This is a genomic window from Martinezella sp. CNPSo 3890, from assembly GCF_057784455.1.
Genome location: NZ_JBXSOR010000006.1, coordinates 191,090 through 207,949, shown reverse-complemented (window position 1 = coordinate 207,949; position 16,860 = coordinate 191,090). Strand labels below are relative to the sequence as shown.

The following is a 16,860-nucleotide window of genomic DNA, read 5'->3' as shown; positions in this document are numbered from 1 at the left end:
ATCAGGTGATGAAGGTGTATTCGTCCGGCTGGTAATGCTCGCGGATATAGGCGGCACGCGCCTGCACATTGGGCTGAGAATTGCTGATGTGATCACGCATCGCTTTCTTTAGCCCTTCTTCATCGCGCTTTTTCACCATCTTGAAGACACCGATATGCTCGGAGAGGAAGGGCTCGTATTCCGGCCTCTTGATGCGGCTGCCGACGATGTGCTTGCTGAGGGTCAGGATGCAATGAGTCCGCTTCAGGATGCTCAGGAACTCCTTGTTCGGGCAAGCCTGCAGGCTGCGCAGATGAAGGTCCAGCTCCAGCTCATACATGGTCGAGGCCGATACATCGGGATAATCTGCAAGCGCCAGCGCCAGCCTTGAAAGCATCGTGTCGACATGTTGGTTCGAAAGCCCGCCCAGGGCACTTGCAAGTGCCGCCGGCTCGATTTGCTCGCGCACCTCGTAGAGGTCGCGAATGCGCTGGCTGTCGAGCGGTACGATCGACCAGCGGAAATTATCGTCCTTTTCGGTGATGCCGAGCGTTTCGAGCTTCAGCAGCACGTCGCGTGCTACCCCACGCCCAACGCCGAAATGCCGTGCGAGCTCGTTTTCATTGATGCGATAGCGGCCGAAGAAGGAGCGATAGACGACGATGCTCTCGACATCTTCATAGAGCGCCTGCCAGGCGAATATCAGCCTGTCGTCATCCCCATCGAACAATTTGCCGAGATAGTCCGCAAGTTTGATCCGCCTCGGAAGAGTCCCTGTCTTGCCGACAATAAAACCGCGACCATCAAACCGTGTGATCAATCCATCCTCGAAGAGGAGCTGGAGTGCCTGACGTACCGGCGCCCGGCTGCTGTCTATCAAGCCCGCAAGAGCGGCCTCGGTCAACACTGCGCCCTCGGGCACCGTCCCATCGAGAATCTCGGCCTTCAGCCGCCCGAAGAGCTCCTCATAGAGACTGGTTTTTCGCGAACCGCCGTTCCCTAGCCGTGATATGCCCATGTCGTCCCATATTTCGCGTCCGAGTCTGTAACTTCTATGGAGAGCATCTCGCTAACTATAGAAGAGCAACGATTCCAAAGCGGCTCCGATATCTGACGGAAAAATTCGATTGCCTTCCTCACCCCGCTTAGAACCACTGACGTACATATCCATAACATGCTTTCGATACTTCCACGAAAATCCGATGTCGCTGATCGCGCCTGAAAATCGCCTGAAAGCAAGTGGCGCCCGGCATATCCTGGATTCCGGCTTTAATCGTTCAGTTGCTCCCGAACCTCTTCGGCCGCGACCATCGGCTTTCGCTCATCGAGAGCTATCATCGGGATGTTTTTACTGAATAAGAGACGCCAAGCCGATACCAATCATGCATATCAGCAGCCCTGCAGAGATGAAAAACAGGACCAGAGGTGTATAATTCGACATCAGGTCCTCCTTTCGAAGTTACGCTGCGTGTCGCCGTGGAGGGAAAGCAAATTACCCTTTCTGGGTTTTGAAGCGGTTCATGGCATTCCGCTCCTCGCCAGAACCGAACGAAGGCTCGTCGTCTAAATCTACGCGGGCGTGCGCTTTTGGTTCCGATAATCGTCAGGATGTTTAGGCCAATCCATCTCACTCACCTCCGTAGCCCCAGATCCAATGCCCGGTCCTTGCCGAAGGACGAGAATTCCCATGGCCGACATATCAGCCAAGGAATGCCTCCTGCCGATAGCTGAAGCCTATCCAGAGGCTGCCCGTCATCGGGAACCCACCGATCGCCCCTGCCATCTCTCGATCACCCAATGCTTCGGTGGCTCAGGACGTATAATTTCAGGAGGGTGTCGCACGGCATGATCTTTCATTGTGCAGCCGACGATTAAAACATCATTGCTCGATCTAATAGTCTATTAAAAATATAGATTATAGCGATTGACATTGCCGACGACATCAAGGAAATTCGCGATGACCCACAATCGTCCCCGACGCCTCAAGACATTGACCGGAGCAAGCAGCGTCATTTCCGCCGGAAACGACACAAGCCCCGTCACCGGCGTCAAGCGTGCCGTCGAGCTCGCCCGCAAGGCGGAAGCGGAAAAGATCACCGGGCTGTTCACGGCCGACCTGCTCCATATCGACCCGGCGGGACTTGCCGGAACCGCCGGCATCCAGGAGCCGATCATCGCGCTTGCCGCCTTGAGCCAGGTGACGTCACACATTGGCCTGATCGCCACCGTCTCTACCACCTTTCACTATCCCTACAATCTGGCCCGCCAGATCGGCACGCTCGACCATGCAAGCGGCGGGCGCGCCGGCTGGAATGCCGTGACCTCCTCTGTCGGCGAGGAGAATTTCGGCGAGACATTGCCAAGCCCGGAGGAGCGCTATGAGCGGGCTGCTGAATTCATCGAAATCGTCAATGCGCTCTATGATGCCAATGAACGCAATGCCGCCGAACGCAAGGCGTCCGGGGCGATCGGTATCGATCCGGCCAAATTCCATCCGATCAACTATCGCGGCAGGCACTTCCAGGTCGACGGTCCCTTGAACGTGCCGCCTTTACCGCAGGGTCGCCCCGTCCAGTTCCAGGCGGGCCAGTCGGAAGCCGGTGTCACCGTCGGCGCACGATATGCCGAAGTGGTCTATACCTCGCAACCCAAGCTCGAGGATGCCATCGCTTTCGCCACGGAACTGCGCCGGCGAGCTGCAAGCTTTGGGCGGGCGGGCGGCCTCCCCTTCATCATGAATTCCTTCCATTCGGTGATCGGCGATTCCGATGCGGATGTCGCAAGACGCCTGAAGGAAAAGCATGAGCGGATCGACTACGAACAAGGTCGCCTGAAACTGGCGGACATGCTCGGCGGCGATCTCGATCTTTCCGAATTGCCGCTCGACAAGCCTTTGCCGGAGGCACTTCTGCCTGAGGTCACCAGCATCAACCGACGGCGCGGCCGCGTGGAAATCTTCCGCCGCTATGCGCGTGAAGGACTGACCTTGCGGCAGCTCATCATTCAGGCGCAGGAAACCGGGCACTGGTCGGTCGCCGGCACGCCGGAGCAGCTTGCCGATGCGATCGAGGAACGCTTTCGGGCCGGAATTCTCGATGTTCTCTCGCTCCACGGCTTCGGCAATCCGGACCAGGAGGATCTGCTGGTGAACGGGCTGCTGCCCGAGTTGCGGCGGCGGTCGATCATCGACACCGATTATGTCGGAGACGATTTCCGTTCGAATCTGGAGCTCCCGCCCTATGTAGTTGCGGACGGCGCGTTGAACTCGGCCAGGCGCGCCTGATCCGTTCCCGGCCAATGGTCGCAACATCTTGCGGTAAGGCTTTGAGCCTGTTGCCGCCGAATGGCACGAAGATCGTCGTGCAACCAGAGCTGCCCTTCTCAAAAGGGGGGGGAACAAGCAAGGCCCGACCGTGTTTTGATGGCTGGAAGGCTCACCTCAGGGCTTCAGCTGAAACCAGAAATAACCGTAGGGCTGAAACATGATCGGATAACGATGCTTACCCACAGCCGGAAATACCGTCTTCCCAAACAGCTCCCTGGGACGACTGCCCGAATATTGATGTAAATCGAGCATGGCGGCCTGAGCGATGTTTGACAGGTTCGCGACGCAGAGAATGCATTCGCCTTTATATTCTCTGACATATGCGATGACGGCCGGGTTTTCCGTGCTCACAAAGCAAATCGCGCCCCTTGCGAAGGCTTGATGCGCCGATCGGATTGCCAGGATGCGGCGAACCCAGTTCAGAAGCGAATGCGGGTCCTTCTCCTGCGCGGCGACATTGATCACCTGGAAGCCGAAACGGGGATTATCGATGAGCGGCAGTGCGAGGGTCTTCGGATTGCCGCCCGAAAATCCGGCATTTTTGCCGCTGGACCATTGCATCGGTGTGCGAACACCATCTCTATCTCCCAAATCGACATTGTCGCCCATGCCGATCTCATCGCCATAGTAAAGCACAGGGCTACCGGGTAAAGAGAACAACAACATGTGGAGAAGCTCGACGCGGCGCCGATCCTGATCCATGAGCGGCGACAAGCGACGCCGGATGCCGAGATTCAATCGGGCGCGTTCGTCGGAAGCATAGGTGTCCCAAAGAAAATTGCGCTCGGCCTCGGTGACCATTTCCAAAGTCAGCTCGTCATGGTTTCTGAGGAAAATGGCCCACTGGCATTCCTCAGGGATGCCATCGGTCTGCTGCACCATGGTGATGATCGGCTGGGAATTTCCCATTGCAACCGCGGTGAATATTCGCGGCATAAGCGGGAAATGGAAGGCCATGTGGCATTCGTCCCCTGTTCCGAAATAGTCCCGTGCCTGATCCGGCCATTGATTTGCTTCTGCAAGGAGTATGACGCCGGGGTAGCTTGCCTCGAGCGTCTTTCTGATGTGCTTGAGCAGCCTGTGCGTTTCAGGAAGATTCTCGTTATTGGTGTTTTCTCGCTCAACAAGATACGGAACGGCATCGAGGCGAAAGCCGTCCACGCCAAGATCGAGCCAGAAGCGCATGATATCCAAAACCGCTTCGATAACGGCAGGATTGTGATAGTTCAGATCCGGCTGATGGGAGTAGAAGCGATGCCAGAAATAGGCGTTGGCAACCGGGTCCCAGGTCCAATTGGATCTCTCGCTATCGACGAAAATGATGCGTGTTTCCGCAAACTTGTCGTCCGTTTCCGACCAGACGTAGAAATCCCGTTCCGGAGACCCGGCCGGCGCATTTCGGGCACGCTGAAACCAGGGATGCTGATCGGAGGTATGGTTGAGAACCAGCTCCGTAATGACATGCATGTTGCGGGCATGGGCCGCCTCCACGAACCTTCTGAAATCGTCGAGCGTGCCGAATTCCGCGCTGATGCTTTCATAATCGAGCACGTCATAGCCGTCGTCACGGCGGGGAGATGGATAAAACGGCAAAAGCCAGATCGCATTGACACCGAGCGATGCCAGGTAATCTAGTTTGCATGTCAATCCGGCGAAATCGCCAAATCCATCTCCATTGGCGTCGAAGAACGACTTCACATGGAGTTGGTAGATGACAGCATCCTTATGCCAGGACGCATAGCGAAGCTCGTGTTCGGTTTCGCTCAATCGGCAGCTCCCTCGGCAACCATAGTTTCGGTCAGGCGCGACAGGTTCTGGCCACAAAATTAATACTGCCTGTTGTCTCTTCAAGATTGCCCAGGGGAAATCTACGGGCCGGATGCCGATGTTCGCCCCCATGACGGGGAACATGACGGCAGCTCGCTTGTTCGGATTCCAGCGCCGGCAAGCTCAGCCTTTCAGGGTTGCTGACGGCACCGCGAATTTCAACGAGGAGTGCAGCAATGCCCAAAGGTAAATCGAAGAAATGGTCACAGCACGTCAATGAGACCAGTGATGCCATGGACCTGAAGAAAGGCGTATTCAACGAGCGCAGCGCCAAGAAAATTGCCGATTCACTCAAAGAATCCGCCGAAAACAGCGACCGCCGCAAATCCAGTCCGTTTCGATCCGCCATGTCGATGTTGAACTTCTATATCAATCGGGCGGGCGATCAGCTTTCGAAATCCCGGCGCGCAACGCTGGAGAAGGCAAAAACCGAACTCCGCAAGGATTTTGGCCGCGATCCCTGAGGAGCTGGGTTCAGAGCTAAAGTCATCAGAACCATGATCGCTCCCCTCGATTGGATCACGCCCCTCAAGCATCGAAGGAGGCATCCCCTACTTTCGGCTCGCCATTTCGAGCAGGGTGTCTAAGCCGCGCTGATATTTTGCGGCGTCCTTGCCTATCTGCTCGCTTTGCCAAAGATTGTCCTCAAGGTCGGCCCGCTTGACGGGCAAAGCCAGCACATTCGCTGCCGCACGATGGATGAATTGCTCGTCCGGCTCGCCCGGCCGCCGCGTCAAGGCATCGACGGCAGATAGAATCTTTGTCGGGAAGCCCTCTTCCTGCAGACGATCGAGCGTCCATCCTCTTCCCTTTTCGACGACATCATGAAGATAGGCGACCGTGCGGGCCTCGTCACCGGAAACCAGCAGTGCGACGCGTTGGCAATGCTCAAAGAAAGGCCGTCCAGTCTTGTCCGTCTGCCCTTCGTGCGCCTCGAGCGCGATATGGATGGCTTGGTCAAGATGTTTCACGGTAAAAGCTTTCCGGGTCGTTGATATCGCTTGCTGGCGGATATATCGCGAAATCGTATGTTTGCAGGCGTTTGGATGGCGCCCGATTGACGACATAATCGGCGCCGCCTCGTCTGAAAGACAGATCAGCCAGAGAACCCCGTTGACCGCGGATAGTTCCTCCCTCCGCAATAGAAAAACATCGAGTAAGCTCGATTGGCTATCGGATTTGCGATTCTGCCATGCTGACGCCGGATTTTTCTGATGTGTCTGCGCCAGGTTTAGAAGGGCGCATCATGGAATTCCTCAATTATTACATTGATCGACCGCTGCTGCGTGGCGGATCGGCGGTCATGCAACTATGGCACACACAGACAGGCCATTCTCCGCAGAAGCTCCTCCCTTTGTGGAACCTCATCGTCATACTTGCCCTTCTGTCGGCATGCGGCCTGTTTTTAAACGGCTCTATCTATGTTTTCGGGCTCGGCACGCTCTTCATGCTTTCGCTTCCGTCACTGCGGCTGTTGGCCTTGGGACGGGTGGGACGGATTTATGACATGCGGTCCTATCGGGCGCTCGCGGCGACGGCCACCCGCAAGCGTGAAACGGAATGGGCGGTACGCCTGACCGTTTTGTTCACCGCCGTCATCTTCCCCTTCTGCGTCTCCGCCAGTGATGAGGCCGCAAGTTCATTCCTGCTTGGCGCCAGCCTTTGGTTTGTGCTGACGGCACCGGCAAAGATGTATCTGGACGCCGCCGAGCCGCCGCCACCTGGCAACGGCGGCGAGCAGGCCTGGTCGAGACAGGCAACCGCTGCAGTGTGATGCTTCCAACCTCCTCAGGAACAAACCACTCACAATTTCGTTCTCTTTGCAGCAACCAATGGAGAGCGAAATGCTTTATTATGCACTGATATTTCTCGTCGTAGCTTTGATTGCAGGTGCGCTCGGCTTCGGTGGCATAGCAGGCGCATCTGCGTCCATCGCACAGGTCCTGTTCTTTATCTTCCTCATCTTCTTCGTGGTGTCGCTGATCATGAATGTGATGAGACGCTGAGGAGGAAGGCGAAGAAGGATACGATCGTTGAGGCCAGGAAGCCGGTCTTATGCTCTGACAGGAAGCTTGCCTTCGCCGCGTATTTTTGGCCTCGGTATCCATGAGGATAAATGGCCCAGGAACGTTTCGCCTCTTTCCAAGTTCGAAGAGCGAAGGAAGGGGACGCCACCAGCGCCTTCGCTCAGTCGGTTGCCGAAAAGACAGGAGTCAATTCGCTCGTAGGCGCCGCACCCGCGGCGCAGGATTTCGTCAATGAAGCGGCGAGCTGCGACATGTTCGAAATCGAAGCCAGTAAGCTTGCTCTGCAGCGGGGCGATGATCAGACGAAGGCTTTTGCGCAGCAAATGGTCGATAATCATCAGAAGACGACGATGCAGTTGAAAGATCTGATAACGAGCGGCAAGGCTAAGGCGACGCTTCCCAGCGATATGACGTCCAATTAGAAAAAGATGCTGACCAGGCTCCAAAAGCTGCAAGGAAGAGAATTCATTCAGCGCTACGATTCCGACCAACGTTCAGCTCACGCCAAAGCCGTCGATCTTTTCAAACGATATGGCGAAAAGGGAGACAGTGCTGCTTTGAAAGCATGGGCCGCGAATACGACACCTACGCTCGAACATCATCTGCAGATGGCCAAGCAATTGGGAAAATAGGTCCCGAGGCGCCAGGCTCGCAACGTCGCGCATGACGTCAATCCAATATCGGAAAAGCACGCCGGTCAGCGCAGCGGCGAAATCCGAAATCGCGGAACAATGCCGTTTCGGCATCGTTGAATATCATCGTGAAAATGGAGCATCCCCATGAGCCCGCGTGCGCAATGGAAAGGATATCTCAAATTCGGGGAGGTCAGCTGCCCGGTCGCGCTCTATACGGCAGTTTCCACCTCGGAACGGATTTCCTTTCACACGCTGAACCGGGCGACCGGCAACCGGGTCAGGCGCGAATTCATCGATAGTGCGAGCGGAAAGCCGGTGCCGCGCGAGGATCAGGTCAAGGGTTACGAACTCAACAAGGACGATTACGTCATCCTTGAGCCCGAGGAAGTCGCCGCGGCGGTGCCGGAAAGCGATAAGGTCCTGCATGTACAAGCATTTCTGGCATGCGATGAAATCGATGATGTCTATTTCGACCGGCCCTATTATCTGGCCCCTTCCGCTCCGGCGAGCGCAGAAGCGTTCGCGCTGATCCGCGAAGGGATGCGCAAGAAGCAGGTTGCCGCCATTGCCCGCACCGTTCTGTTTCGCCGCCTTCGGACAATGATGATCCGCGCCCATGGCGCGGGGCTGATCGCTACGACATTGAATTTCGATTATGAGGTTCGCTCGGCACAGGAAGCTTTCGAGGACGTACCCGATATGAAGATCAAGGGCGAAATGCTCGATCTCGCCAGACATATCATCGCCACCAAGAAAGGCAGTTTCGATGCCAGTGAATTCGACGACCGCTATGAGGCCGCGCTCGCTGAATTGGTAAAAGCCAAGATCGAAGGCAAAAAGATCCCGCAACGCAAGCCGGCGAAAGTCGCCAAGGTTACCGATCTTATGGAGGCTCTGCGCCAGAGCGCCGGCATGGCTGGCCAAGGCAAGACAGGCGCCCAACATCCCGCCAAGAAATCGCGTGCGGCATCCGGCAAGGCAGCAAAATCGCGTGCCGCCTCCTCCTCGCGGACACAACGCAAGGCGAGCTGATCATGGCGTTGGAGATCTATAACCGCAAACGCGATTTCACCAGAACATCGGAACCAAAGGGCCGTGCGAGCAAGAACAAGGCTGCATCAGCCGGCAGCAGCTTCGTCATCCAGAAGCACGATGCGCGCCGGCTCCACTATGATTTTCGCCTCGAATTGGATGGCGTGCTGAAGAGCTGGGCGGTGACCAGGGGGCCAAGTCTGGTGGCCGGCGAGAAGCGGCTCGCGGTACAGACCGAAGATCATCCCCTGGAATATGGCGGCTTCGAAGGCACGATTCCGAAAGGCGAATATGGCGGCGGCACCGTCATCGTCTGGGACAAAGGTACGTGGACGCCGCTTGGCGACCCCCACAAGGGACTGGCAAAAGGACATCTCGAATTCGAGCTTCACGGAAAAAAACTCGGCGGCCGGTGGCATCTGATCCGCATGGCCGGAAATCCGCGTGAGAAGCGGGAAAACTGGCTGTTGATCAAAGGCGAGGACGATGCGGCCCGCCCGGAGGGTGCGCCCGATATCCTCGAAGAGCGACCGGAATCGGCAAAGACGGGACGGGTCATCGATGAGGTTGCAGGCGAAAAGCCGGGCTGGTCGTCCAAAACGGGCAAGATTGATCGCAGGATAGCCCGAGCCAAGGATGAGAGCTTCAACGACAAGGGCAAGAATAAAAAGAAGCCGAGCCAAGCTGCGCCCGAGCGGGAAGCCGATGCGAAGCCCATTGAGCCATCCGCCTTAAAGGACGCCAGGAAGGCTGCCCTGCCGGCGTTTGTCGAGCCCGCCCTGGCGACACTGGTATCCAAGCCTCCCACGGGCAAGCGCTGGCTTCACGAGATCAAATTCGACGGCTATCGGCTCGAGGTTCGCATCGAGGCAGGCCGCGTCAAGCTGCTGACGCGCAGCGGCCTCGACTGGACTCAGAAATTCGGCAAGGAGATCATCAGCGCCTTCAAGGATCTCCCCGTCGGCACAGCCATCATCGATGGCGAACTGGTCGTCGAGCCGGCTGCCGGCGCCTCAGACTTCTCCGCCCTGCAGGCCGACCTCAGCGAAGGGCGCAGCGACCGTTTCGTCTTCTACGCATTCGATCTCATCTACCTCGATGGCTATGATCTAACTGCCTGCCCCTTGGTCAGCCGCAAGGACTTGCTGCAGAAGATCATTTCGTCCGAAACCGGGATCCTCCGCTTCAGCAGCCATTTCGACGAGAATGGCGATCTGCTGTTGAACCATGCCTGCCGGTTGAGCCTGGAAGGGATCGTCTCCAAGATCGCCAGCGATCCCTATCGCTCCGGCCGCGGCAAGAGCTGGGTCAAATCGAAATGTTCGTCACGACAGGAATTCGTCATCGGCGGCTGGGTGCCGTCGACGACATCGAGAAACGCGATCGGCTCGCTGGTTCTCGGCGTCTACGAGCATGGCAAGCTGCAGCATGTCGGCCGCGTCGGAACCGGGTACACACACACAGTCGCCGAGCAGCTCTTCAAAAGGCTTGCCCGCCTGAAGGCAGAGGAAAGTCCTTTCGCTTCCAGGCTGACGGCAGAAGAACATCGCGGTGTCCGCTTTATACGGCCCGAACTGGTCGCGGAAGTCGAATTCCGTGCGTGGACCGCCGACGGCCATCTGCGTCATGCGTCCTTCCGTGGCTTAAGAGAAGACAAGAACCCACTCGACATTGTTCGCGAAGCACCGAAATCAGCCGCCAAGCCCTCGACTGAAAGGCCGTCGCGAACCAGCATCTCCCTGACCCACGGCGATCGTCTCTATTGGCCGGACGAGGGCGTCACAAAAGCCGGACTTGCAGATTACTACACCGAGGTCTGGCGCTACATGGGGCCTTTTGTCGTCGGCCGGCCGCTTGCGCTGGTGCGCTGCCCGAACGGGATCGGCGGCCAGCATTTCTTCCAGAAGCACGCCTGGAAGGGCATGAACCGGAACATCGCATTGGCGAAGGACCCGCAAGGCGAGGAGCCATATGTGAGCATCAACGACCTGAGCGGCCTGATCGGCCTCGTACAGGCCGCTGTCCTGGAGATCCATCCCTGGGGATCGATGGTCGGCAATTGGGAAAAGCCTGACATGATCATCATGGATCTCGATCCTGGTCCGAATGTCGCATGGACAGAGGTCATCGCCGCCGCGGAAGAGACCGGCGAACGGCTGAAACGGGCGGGTCTCGTTCCCTTCGTCAAGACATCCGGCGGCAAAGGGCTGCACATCGTCTGCCCGCTGGTCGCCAAAGCCGAGTGGCCTGCCGTGAAAGCCTTTACCAAGGACATCGCCGACGCGATGGCCGCTGATAGCCCCGGCCGCTATGTTTCGACCATCACCAAATCGAAACGCCGGGGCAAGATCCTGGTCGACTATTTGCGAAACCAACGCGGCTCGACTGCTGTTGCGCCCTATTCGACCCGCGCTCGTCCTGGAGCTGCCGTCTCGATGCCCTTGTCCTGGGAGGAACTGAGCCCCGCCATCGGCCCCGACTATTTCACCGTGCTCAACGTGCCGACACGGCTTGCCGCGCTTCGCTCGGATCCCTGGGCCGAGTTCAGGAAAGCCGCAGAACCATTGCATCTGCCCGACGCTAAGCGCAAGCGCGGCTCATGACAGGCTCCGTCTTCCCGGCGGAAACCCCTTGATGCGGATTATCTTTTCTTTGCACCCTTTTCCTGTGAGAGGCTCTTTCGAAGCGCATCCATGATGCTGATGACATTGCCCGCGGCAGGTGCCTCTTCGGGCTTTGCCCTTGCGGGGCGCTTGCGACCCTTCTTCTTGGCAGCAATGATATCGAGAAGCTTGTCCTGGACGGGGTCCGAGACCATACTTGGGTCCCATGATTTCGTTCGCTCGTCTATCAGCTCTCCCACGAGCTTCAGCAGTTTGGTGTCGACCGATTTTGCAGGGATGTCTTCGAAGTAATCCCCTTCATCCCGGACCTCATCGCCAAATCGCAACGTCCACAGGACGATCCCTTTGTCTCGCGCTTCCAGCATGACGGCGCGCTCACGGCGATACATGACGAGCCGGGATATGCCGACCATGCGGCTCGCGGCCATCGCATCCCGAATGACGCAGTAAGCCTCCTCACCGACAGCATCGTTCGGCGTCAGATAATGCGGCGTATCGAACCAGATCCATTCGATGCTGTCGCGCGGTACGAACATCTCGATATCGATCGTTCTGGTACTTTCCAACGCGACGGCATCGAGCTCTTCGTCCTCGAGCATGACATAGTCATCCTCGCCGCGCTCATATCCCTTGACCTCATCGTCTTCGTCGACCGCCTTGCCCGTGACGGAATCGACATATTGGCTGATGATGCGGTTGCCCGTCTTTCTGTTCAGCGTGTGGAAGCGAACTTTCTCGTTAACGGTGGTCGCCGGAGCCATGGCGACCGGACATGTCACGAGCGACAGTTTGAGATAGCCTTTCCAGAATGATCTTGGCGCCATGAGTTTTCCTCCACCAGGAAGGGGAACGGTCTTCAGCAGGCATGGTTCCCGACCATCCATGCCATCAAATTCCGCACGCAATGCATGCTGCCGATCCGCCGGTATTCGTCAGGACAACAGAAGCGGCGGGAACAACGCCAATTCGCCCTAGTTTGAGAACGAGCAGCCAATGGAGGATGCAATCATGGCAGAGACAGAAATCCACGACATGTTCGTCATCGGCCTTCGAAACGCCTATCCGATGGAAAACCAGGCTTTGGGGATGACAAGACCGCAACCGTCACGCTTGGAAAATTATCCGGAAGTAGCGGCAAAACTTGAACAGCACATCGGCGAAACGGAGGATCAAATCAGGCGACTCGAACGTATCCTTAAGGATTTAGACGAGGATTATCTCAACCTCAAGGATATGATCCTTTCGTTCACCAGCCCGACGACTGTCATGAGCCATGCAAGCGTAAGCGACGAAGTACTGAAAGACGCCCTCACCGATTTCGCATTCGAAAACTATGAAATCGCGGCATATAAATCACTACTGACGATCGCCGACGCCGGAAACTTCGACGAGGCAAAACATGCTCTGCGGGAGAGCTTGGCCGAAGAGCAGGCGATGGCCAAATGGCTTGACGATCATCTGCCGCAGATAACGCGGAAGTTTCTGCTGATGTGGGAGGGAGATGGACGCCTCGCGAGACAAGGGTAATCTGCTTATGTCCGGCATGGGGGCAATTACGGATGATCAGTTTAGCCGATAGTCCGGCTTATGCTGTCCGCTACGGATCTTTGGCGCATCCATGAATCCATAGGCCTCGGTCGCAGTGTTGCTCACTTGCGGAAAAGCGTGTTGTCGCTGCTCACTCCCTTTGCAAAGGCTTTCCGGCCGAACTCGTAGGCGTTATTTTCTGAAATCGCATCATCGTCGCCAGTCTTCATGGCGACCTGCTTCCCGACATCAGGTGCGCGTCAAGGCAGGCAATTACGAAAGCTGCTCGCGACGCCTCGACGGGAATCTTGTGCGAAACCGCCGCAACGCATTTTTCCGTCGCACGCGCGTAGGAACTGCTTCGTTCGCAAGGCCATCTTCGCGACAAGAAATGGATCGCATCTTCCGGCCCCTGAATCAGACAGCCGTCTCGACTGCTGGTCGCGAGGTAGACTGGTGCGGTCCAAAGCATCTTGAATTCCACATCAATCACATTGTGCATCCAACTCTCCCATGTCGTGGATGCCCCTCCCTGTGCTCGAACCATATACGTGGCCGTTTGTTCCCGAGGCCGAGCCTGTTCGACTGTTTTCTCTGATCTATCGCATCAAATCCGGAAACCTTTCCGGCGGCAGTTGTTCGTGATTGAGGGTAAGAATTTCCTCTCAAATCATGTGACGCTCACCGAAAGCAGAGGTGAATGACCTGACGCGGCGATACTCGCCCTGAATCTCGAGGCGGAACAGGTATTTCCCCTGGTCGAACGGCTCGACAGGCAAAAGATTCCCTATCTCTTTGCTCTTGGCGGAGACTTAATCGATGCAGACATGAACTTTGCGGGTTTTGTGCGATCCGAGAGGCCTGCCGCCCTCGATCATATTGCCAAGGCACTGTTCGGCAAAGATACATAACCCCACGCATTACCACTCCATGCATTGAGAAGTGCAGGCATCATCAATGCCTGTCTTCGTCAAGGTGGGCTGCCAGTTGCTGCCGGGCTCTACTAAGCCGGCTTTTCACGGTACCGATCGCACATCCAAATTTCTCGGCAGCGGCATCATAGGAGCGCCCCTCTATGACAACATATTCGAGCACGACACGGTAAGGTTCCGGCAGCAGATTGCAGGCCTCTTCCATTTCCTTGGCCCGTATCGCCCATTCTTGCGATGGCGGGGCTACCCCGGTGCCGGAGACGCATTTCTTGATTCCGGGAGCCTCGCGCCGGGCAATGCGGAACTTCGTGCAAAACGTATTGCGCATGATCGTGAACAGCCACGACTTCAGCCGGGTTCCTCGATCGAATTGGTTGAGATTGGCCAGCGCTTTCGCGAGGGTTTCCTGCACGAGATCGTCGGCGTCGCTGGCGTTTCTATGAAATGAGCGTGCAAATGCACGAAGGGCCGGAATAAGTTCCACAATTTCGTTTTGCAGATCGGGGGTGCTGGGGCTGTCGGTCACAATTTTTCTCCTTGAAGAACGCGCACAACGACCGTTCCAACACTGCCGCGCAATGCGTGGTTTCAGCTGCCGTCTATACGCTAGACCGGCACCGGTGCCCTGTGGACCTCGGATAATGCGTTCATTGACCTTGATTTGAGCAGACTTGCTGTTTGCGATGCGTTCGGGAGCTTCGTTGCGATCTTAAGGCTTCGATGTTCCTTGCATCTGCTAGGGGAACGGCTGCATCTTGAGCTTGTTCCATGAGAATCTAAATAAACGTCAAAGCGCCGCGACGCCGCCACGGAGAGCGAGGCCGACGGGTGTCGGTTATCGTTCGATCGTCCCATTGCGGCGAATCTTGCGCTGGAGAAGCAGAATTCCGTAAAGCAAGGCCTCCGCGGTCGGCGGGCAACCAGGCACATAAATATCGATCGGAATGATCCGATCGCATCCGCGCACCACCGAATAGGAATAGTGATAATAGCCACCGCCATTGGCGCATGATCCCATGGAGATCACGTAGCGCGGCTCGGGCATCTGGTCATAAACCTTGCGCAGCGCCGGCGCCATCTTGTTGCATACGGTGCCGGCAACAATCATCAGATCCGACTGCCGGGGGCTACCCCTCGGCGCGGCACCAATGCGTTCCACGTCATAGCGCGGCATCGACATCTGCATCATCTCGATGGCGCAACAGGCAAGCCCGAACGTCATCCACATCAGCGATCCGGTGCGCGCCCAACTGACAAATTCGTCCGTGCTCGTGACGAGAAAACCCTTGTCGGCGAGTTCGTTGTTGATCGTTCCCATGAAGGGATCACCGGTCGGCGCCTGGCCGGGATGTTGAAAATCGCTGATGACAGGGCGGTCTTTGTAGGAAGACATTGGTCCGTTCTCCCGTGGAAAACTCCCGAACTTGCGCGGAACAGGCTTGTTCCAGGCATGGGTGCCTTTCGGTTCGCATGACCATCCTTGCCTTCCGATACTTCGATGCCTTCAAGGTGAAACCAAACAAGTTGCGCTACGTTTGTTTCCATGAGGAAATGTCATGCATTCAATCGAGCAGCACGGCGACCGGCCTTCGAAACTACATCCTGGTTCTCTGACCATTCTCTGCCTGGGCGTGATCGTTGCGCAGGTCGATACATCGGTTGTCAATCTGGCTGTCCAACCAATCGGCAAGAGCCTCCAGGCTTCCGTAACCCAGATGCAGTGGGTCGTCGATGCCTACAATCTCGTCTACGCTGCGCTTCTGATCAGTGGCGGTCTGCTTGCGGATCTTTACGGACGTCGTCTGATTTTCATCGTCGGCTGCGTCATCTTCACAATCGCAAGCCTTGGATGCGCCTTGGCTCCGACGATCACGATCCTAATCGGCGCCAGAGCGATAACCGGCCTCGGATCGGCCCTTCTGATACCGGCCTCTCTTTCGCTCATTCGAGTGATCTACCCAGACGAGCAGATTCGCGGCCGGGCGCTCGGTATCTGGGCCGGCTGCAACGGCATGTCGCTTGCCATCGGGCCAAGCCTTGGTGGCTATCTGATCCATAATTTCGGTTGGCGGGCTGTTTTCCTCGTCGTGGTTCCCATCGGCGTGGCGGCGGCTGCCGGAGCATTGCCTTGGATCTTGGAAAGTGCGGATAAAAAGGGACGATCGTTCGACATGCTGGGTCAGCTATTGGGCATATTGTCGCTCGCCGCCATCACTCTGGCGGCAATCGAGTCCTCCCATTTTCCGATAGTCTGGACGATCCTGCTGGCACTTTGCGGCTTCGGTCTGCTGACGCTTTTCATCCTGGTGGAACGACGCCTCGATCAGCGGGCTCTCGTGCCGCTTTCGATGTTTTCCACTGAGCGGTTCAGCGGGGCGATGGCAGGAACGGCCGCAATGACGTTCGGCATGTACGGGACGCTCTTTCTGTTTCCCCTCGCCTCCCTCAGCCTCGATCGACTGCCTCCGATCGCTGTCGGGCTGGCACTATTGCCCATGGCGCTGAGCTTTGTGGCAATCTCACCCTTCTCCGGTTTCTTTTCTGAACATCTGGGAAAACGGCACACCATCAGCATCGGGTTGGCGACGATAGGACTAGGGAACCTTCTGCTCGGCATTACTTTTGACGGTAACCTGTTCACCGCCGAGGAATTCGGCCTGCTGTTGACCGGTATCGGGATGGGCATGGCGACCGGGCCTCTTACGGCAGTCGCGGTTTCGAGCGTCGTCCGTGAGCGCGCTGGAACTGCGAGCGCACTGATCAACGTCGCACGCATGGTTGGCGCAACCATCGGCGTGGCCGCACTCGGATCGGTCTACGCGTTCTTCCGGGAGCCCGCTTTCGGGTTCATTGTGGCTATGTTTTGCGGCGGCGGTCTTCAGCTCTTCGGCAGCGTGGCGGCGTGGCGATATCTCAAGCGAGCGTGAATCCCACTTTTTATGCGGGTGACGT

14 protein-coding genes and 2 pseudogenes are annotated in these 16,860 nt (G+C 57.0%); 9 read left to right on the top strand and 7 right to left on the bottom strand.

Features of this window, described 5'->3' with window-relative positions; all coding sequences use genetic code 11:
- Nucleotide 1: 1 nt before the first annotated feature.
- Nucleotides 2-997 carry a GntR family transcriptional regulator gene (locus AC13RC_RS17255; protein ID WP_488557915.1) on the bottom strand — a complete coding sequence of 332 codons (996 nt, stop codon included), beginning with the start codon at nucleotides 995-997 and terminating at the stop codon, nucleotides 2-4.
- A gap of 939 nt (nucleotides 998-1,936) precedes the next feature.
- On the opposite strand from AC13RC_RS17255, the gene AC13RC_RS17250 reads away from it, so the two are divergent.
- Entirely contained in the window at nucleotides 1,937-3,262 is a 1,326-nt protein-coding gene (locus tag AC13RC_RS17250; protein ID WP_488557914.1) for an NtaA/DmoA family FMN-dependent monooxygenase, read from the top strand.
- Between the two features lie 162 nt (nucleotides 3,263-3,424).
- Here AC13RC_RS17250 and treS read toward each other — a convergent pair.
- Nucleotides 3,425-5,071, bottom strand: a pseudogene (gene treS / locus AC13RC_RS17245) (maltose alpha-D-glucosyltransferase); the annotation flags it as partial.
- 236 nt (nucleotides 5,072-5,307) lie between these two features.
- Between treS and AC13RC_RS17240 the strand changes: the two are divergent.
- Nucleotides 5,308-5,595 carry a DUF3175 domain-containing protein gene (locus tag AC13RC_RS17240; protein WP_113352469.1) on the top strand — a complete coding sequence of 96 codons (288 nt, stop codon included), beginning with the start codon at nucleotides 5,308-5,310 and terminating at the stop codon, nucleotides 5,593-5,595.
- 87 nt (nucleotides 5,596-5,682) lie between these two features.
- On the opposite strand, the gene AC13RC_RS17235 is transcribed toward AC13RC_RS17240, so the two are convergent.
- Complete coding sequence (locus tag AC13RC_RS17235; protein ID WP_488557913.1) at nucleotides 5,683-6,102, bottom strand: HD domain-containing protein; 420 nt, start codon at nucleotides 6,100-6,102, stop codon at nucleotides 5,683-5,685.
- A gap of 221 nt (nucleotides 6,103-6,323) precedes the next feature.
- On the opposite strand from AC13RC_RS17235, the gene AC13RC_RS17230 reads away from it, so the two are divergent.
- The 5 genes and pseudogenes from AC13RC_RS17230 (at nucleotide 6,324) to ligD (ending at nucleotide 11,428) form a co-directional block, all read left to right on the top strand.
- Entirely contained in the window at nucleotides 6,324-6,905 is a 582-nt protein-coding gene (locus AC13RC_RS17230) for a hypothetical protein (RefSeq protein ID WP_488557912.1), read from the top strand.
- A gap of 70 nt (nucleotides 6,906-6,975) precedes the next feature.
- A complete protein-coding gene (locus AC13RC_RS17225) occupies nucleotides 6,976-7,137 on the top strand; it encodes a DUF1328 domain-containing protein (protein ID WP_095437579.1) in 162 nt (53 codons plus the stop codon).
- 110 nt (nucleotides 7,138-7,247) lie between these two features.
- Nucleotides 7,248-7,790 (top strand): annotated as a pseudogene (locus AC13RC_RS17220) (DUF4142 domain-containing protein).
- A 141-nt stretch (nucleotides 7,791-7,931) separates the two neighbouring features.
- A complete protein-coding gene (gene ku / locus AC13RC_RS17215) occupies nucleotides 7,932-8,825 on the top strand; it encodes a non-homologous end joining protein Ku (protein WP_488557974.1) in 894 nt (297 codons plus the stop codon).
- Nucleotides 8,826-8,827: 2 nt separating this feature from the next.
- Nucleotides 8,828-11,428, top strand: coding sequence for a DNA ligase D (gene ligD, locus AC13RC_RS17210; RefSeq protein ID WP_488557911.1), 2,601 nt, complete (start codon nucleotides 8,828-8,830; stop codon nucleotides 11,426-11,428).
- Nucleotides 11,429-11,466: 38 nt separating this feature from the next.
- On the opposite strand, the gene ku (AC13RC_RS17205) is transcribed toward ligD, so the two are convergent.
- Nucleotides 11,467-12,273: a non-homologous end joining protein Ku gene (gene ku, locus AC13RC_RS17205; protein ID WP_488557910.1), complete on the bottom strand. Its 807-nt coding sequence runs from the start codon at nucleotides 12,271-12,273 to the stop codon at nucleotides 11,467-11,469.
- A 184-nt stretch (nucleotides 12,274-12,457) separates the two neighbouring features.
- Here ku (AC13RC_RS17205) and AC13RC_RS17200 point away from each other — a divergent pair, with 184 nt between their 5' ends.
- Nucleotides 12,458-12,976 carry a ferritin-like domain-containing protein gene (locus tag AC13RC_RS17200; RefSeq protein WP_488557909.1) on the top strand — a complete coding sequence of 173 codons (519 nt, stop codon included), beginning with the start codon at nucleotides 12,458-12,460 and terminating at the stop codon, nucleotides 12,974-12,976.
- Nucleotides 12,977-13,202: 226 nt separating this feature from the next.
- Here AC13RC_RS17200 and AC13RC_RS17195 read toward each other — a convergent pair whose 3' ends face one another.
- The 3 genes from AC13RC_RS17195 to AC13RC_RS17185 all read right to left on the bottom strand — a co-directional run bounded on the left by AC13RC_RS17195 (nucleotide 13,203) and on the right by AC13RC_RS17185 (nucleotide 15,301).
- Complete coding sequence (locus tag AC13RC_RS17195; RefSeq protein WP_246661920.1) at nucleotides 13,203-13,448, bottom strand: DUF982 domain-containing protein; 246 nt, start codon at nucleotides 13,446-13,448, stop codon at nucleotides 13,203-13,205.
- Between the two features lie 482 nt (nucleotides 13,449-13,930).
- The gene (locus tag AC13RC_RS17190; protein WP_145323890.1) at nucleotides 13,931-14,434 is read right to left on the bottom strand and encodes a sigma-70 family RNA polymerase sigma factor; all 504 of its coding nucleotides are present in this window, start codon (nucleotides 14,432-14,434) and stop codon (nucleotides 13,931-13,933) included.
- A 309-nt stretch (nucleotides 14,435-14,743) separates the two neighbouring features.
- Entirely contained in the window at nucleotides 14,744-15,301 is a 558-nt protein-coding gene (locus AC13RC_RS17185; protein WP_069615666.1) for a NuoB/complex I 20 kDa subunit family protein, read from the bottom strand.
- A 163-nt stretch (nucleotides 15,302-15,464) separates the two neighbouring features.
- Between AC13RC_RS17185 and AC13RC_RS17180 the strand changes: the two genes are divergently transcribed.
- A complete protein-coding gene (locus tag AC13RC_RS17180; protein WP_488557908.1) occupies nucleotides 15,465-16,835 on the top strand; it encodes an MFS transporter in 1,371 nt (456 codons plus the stop codon).
- Nucleotides 16,836-16,860 lie beyond the last annotated feature (25 nt).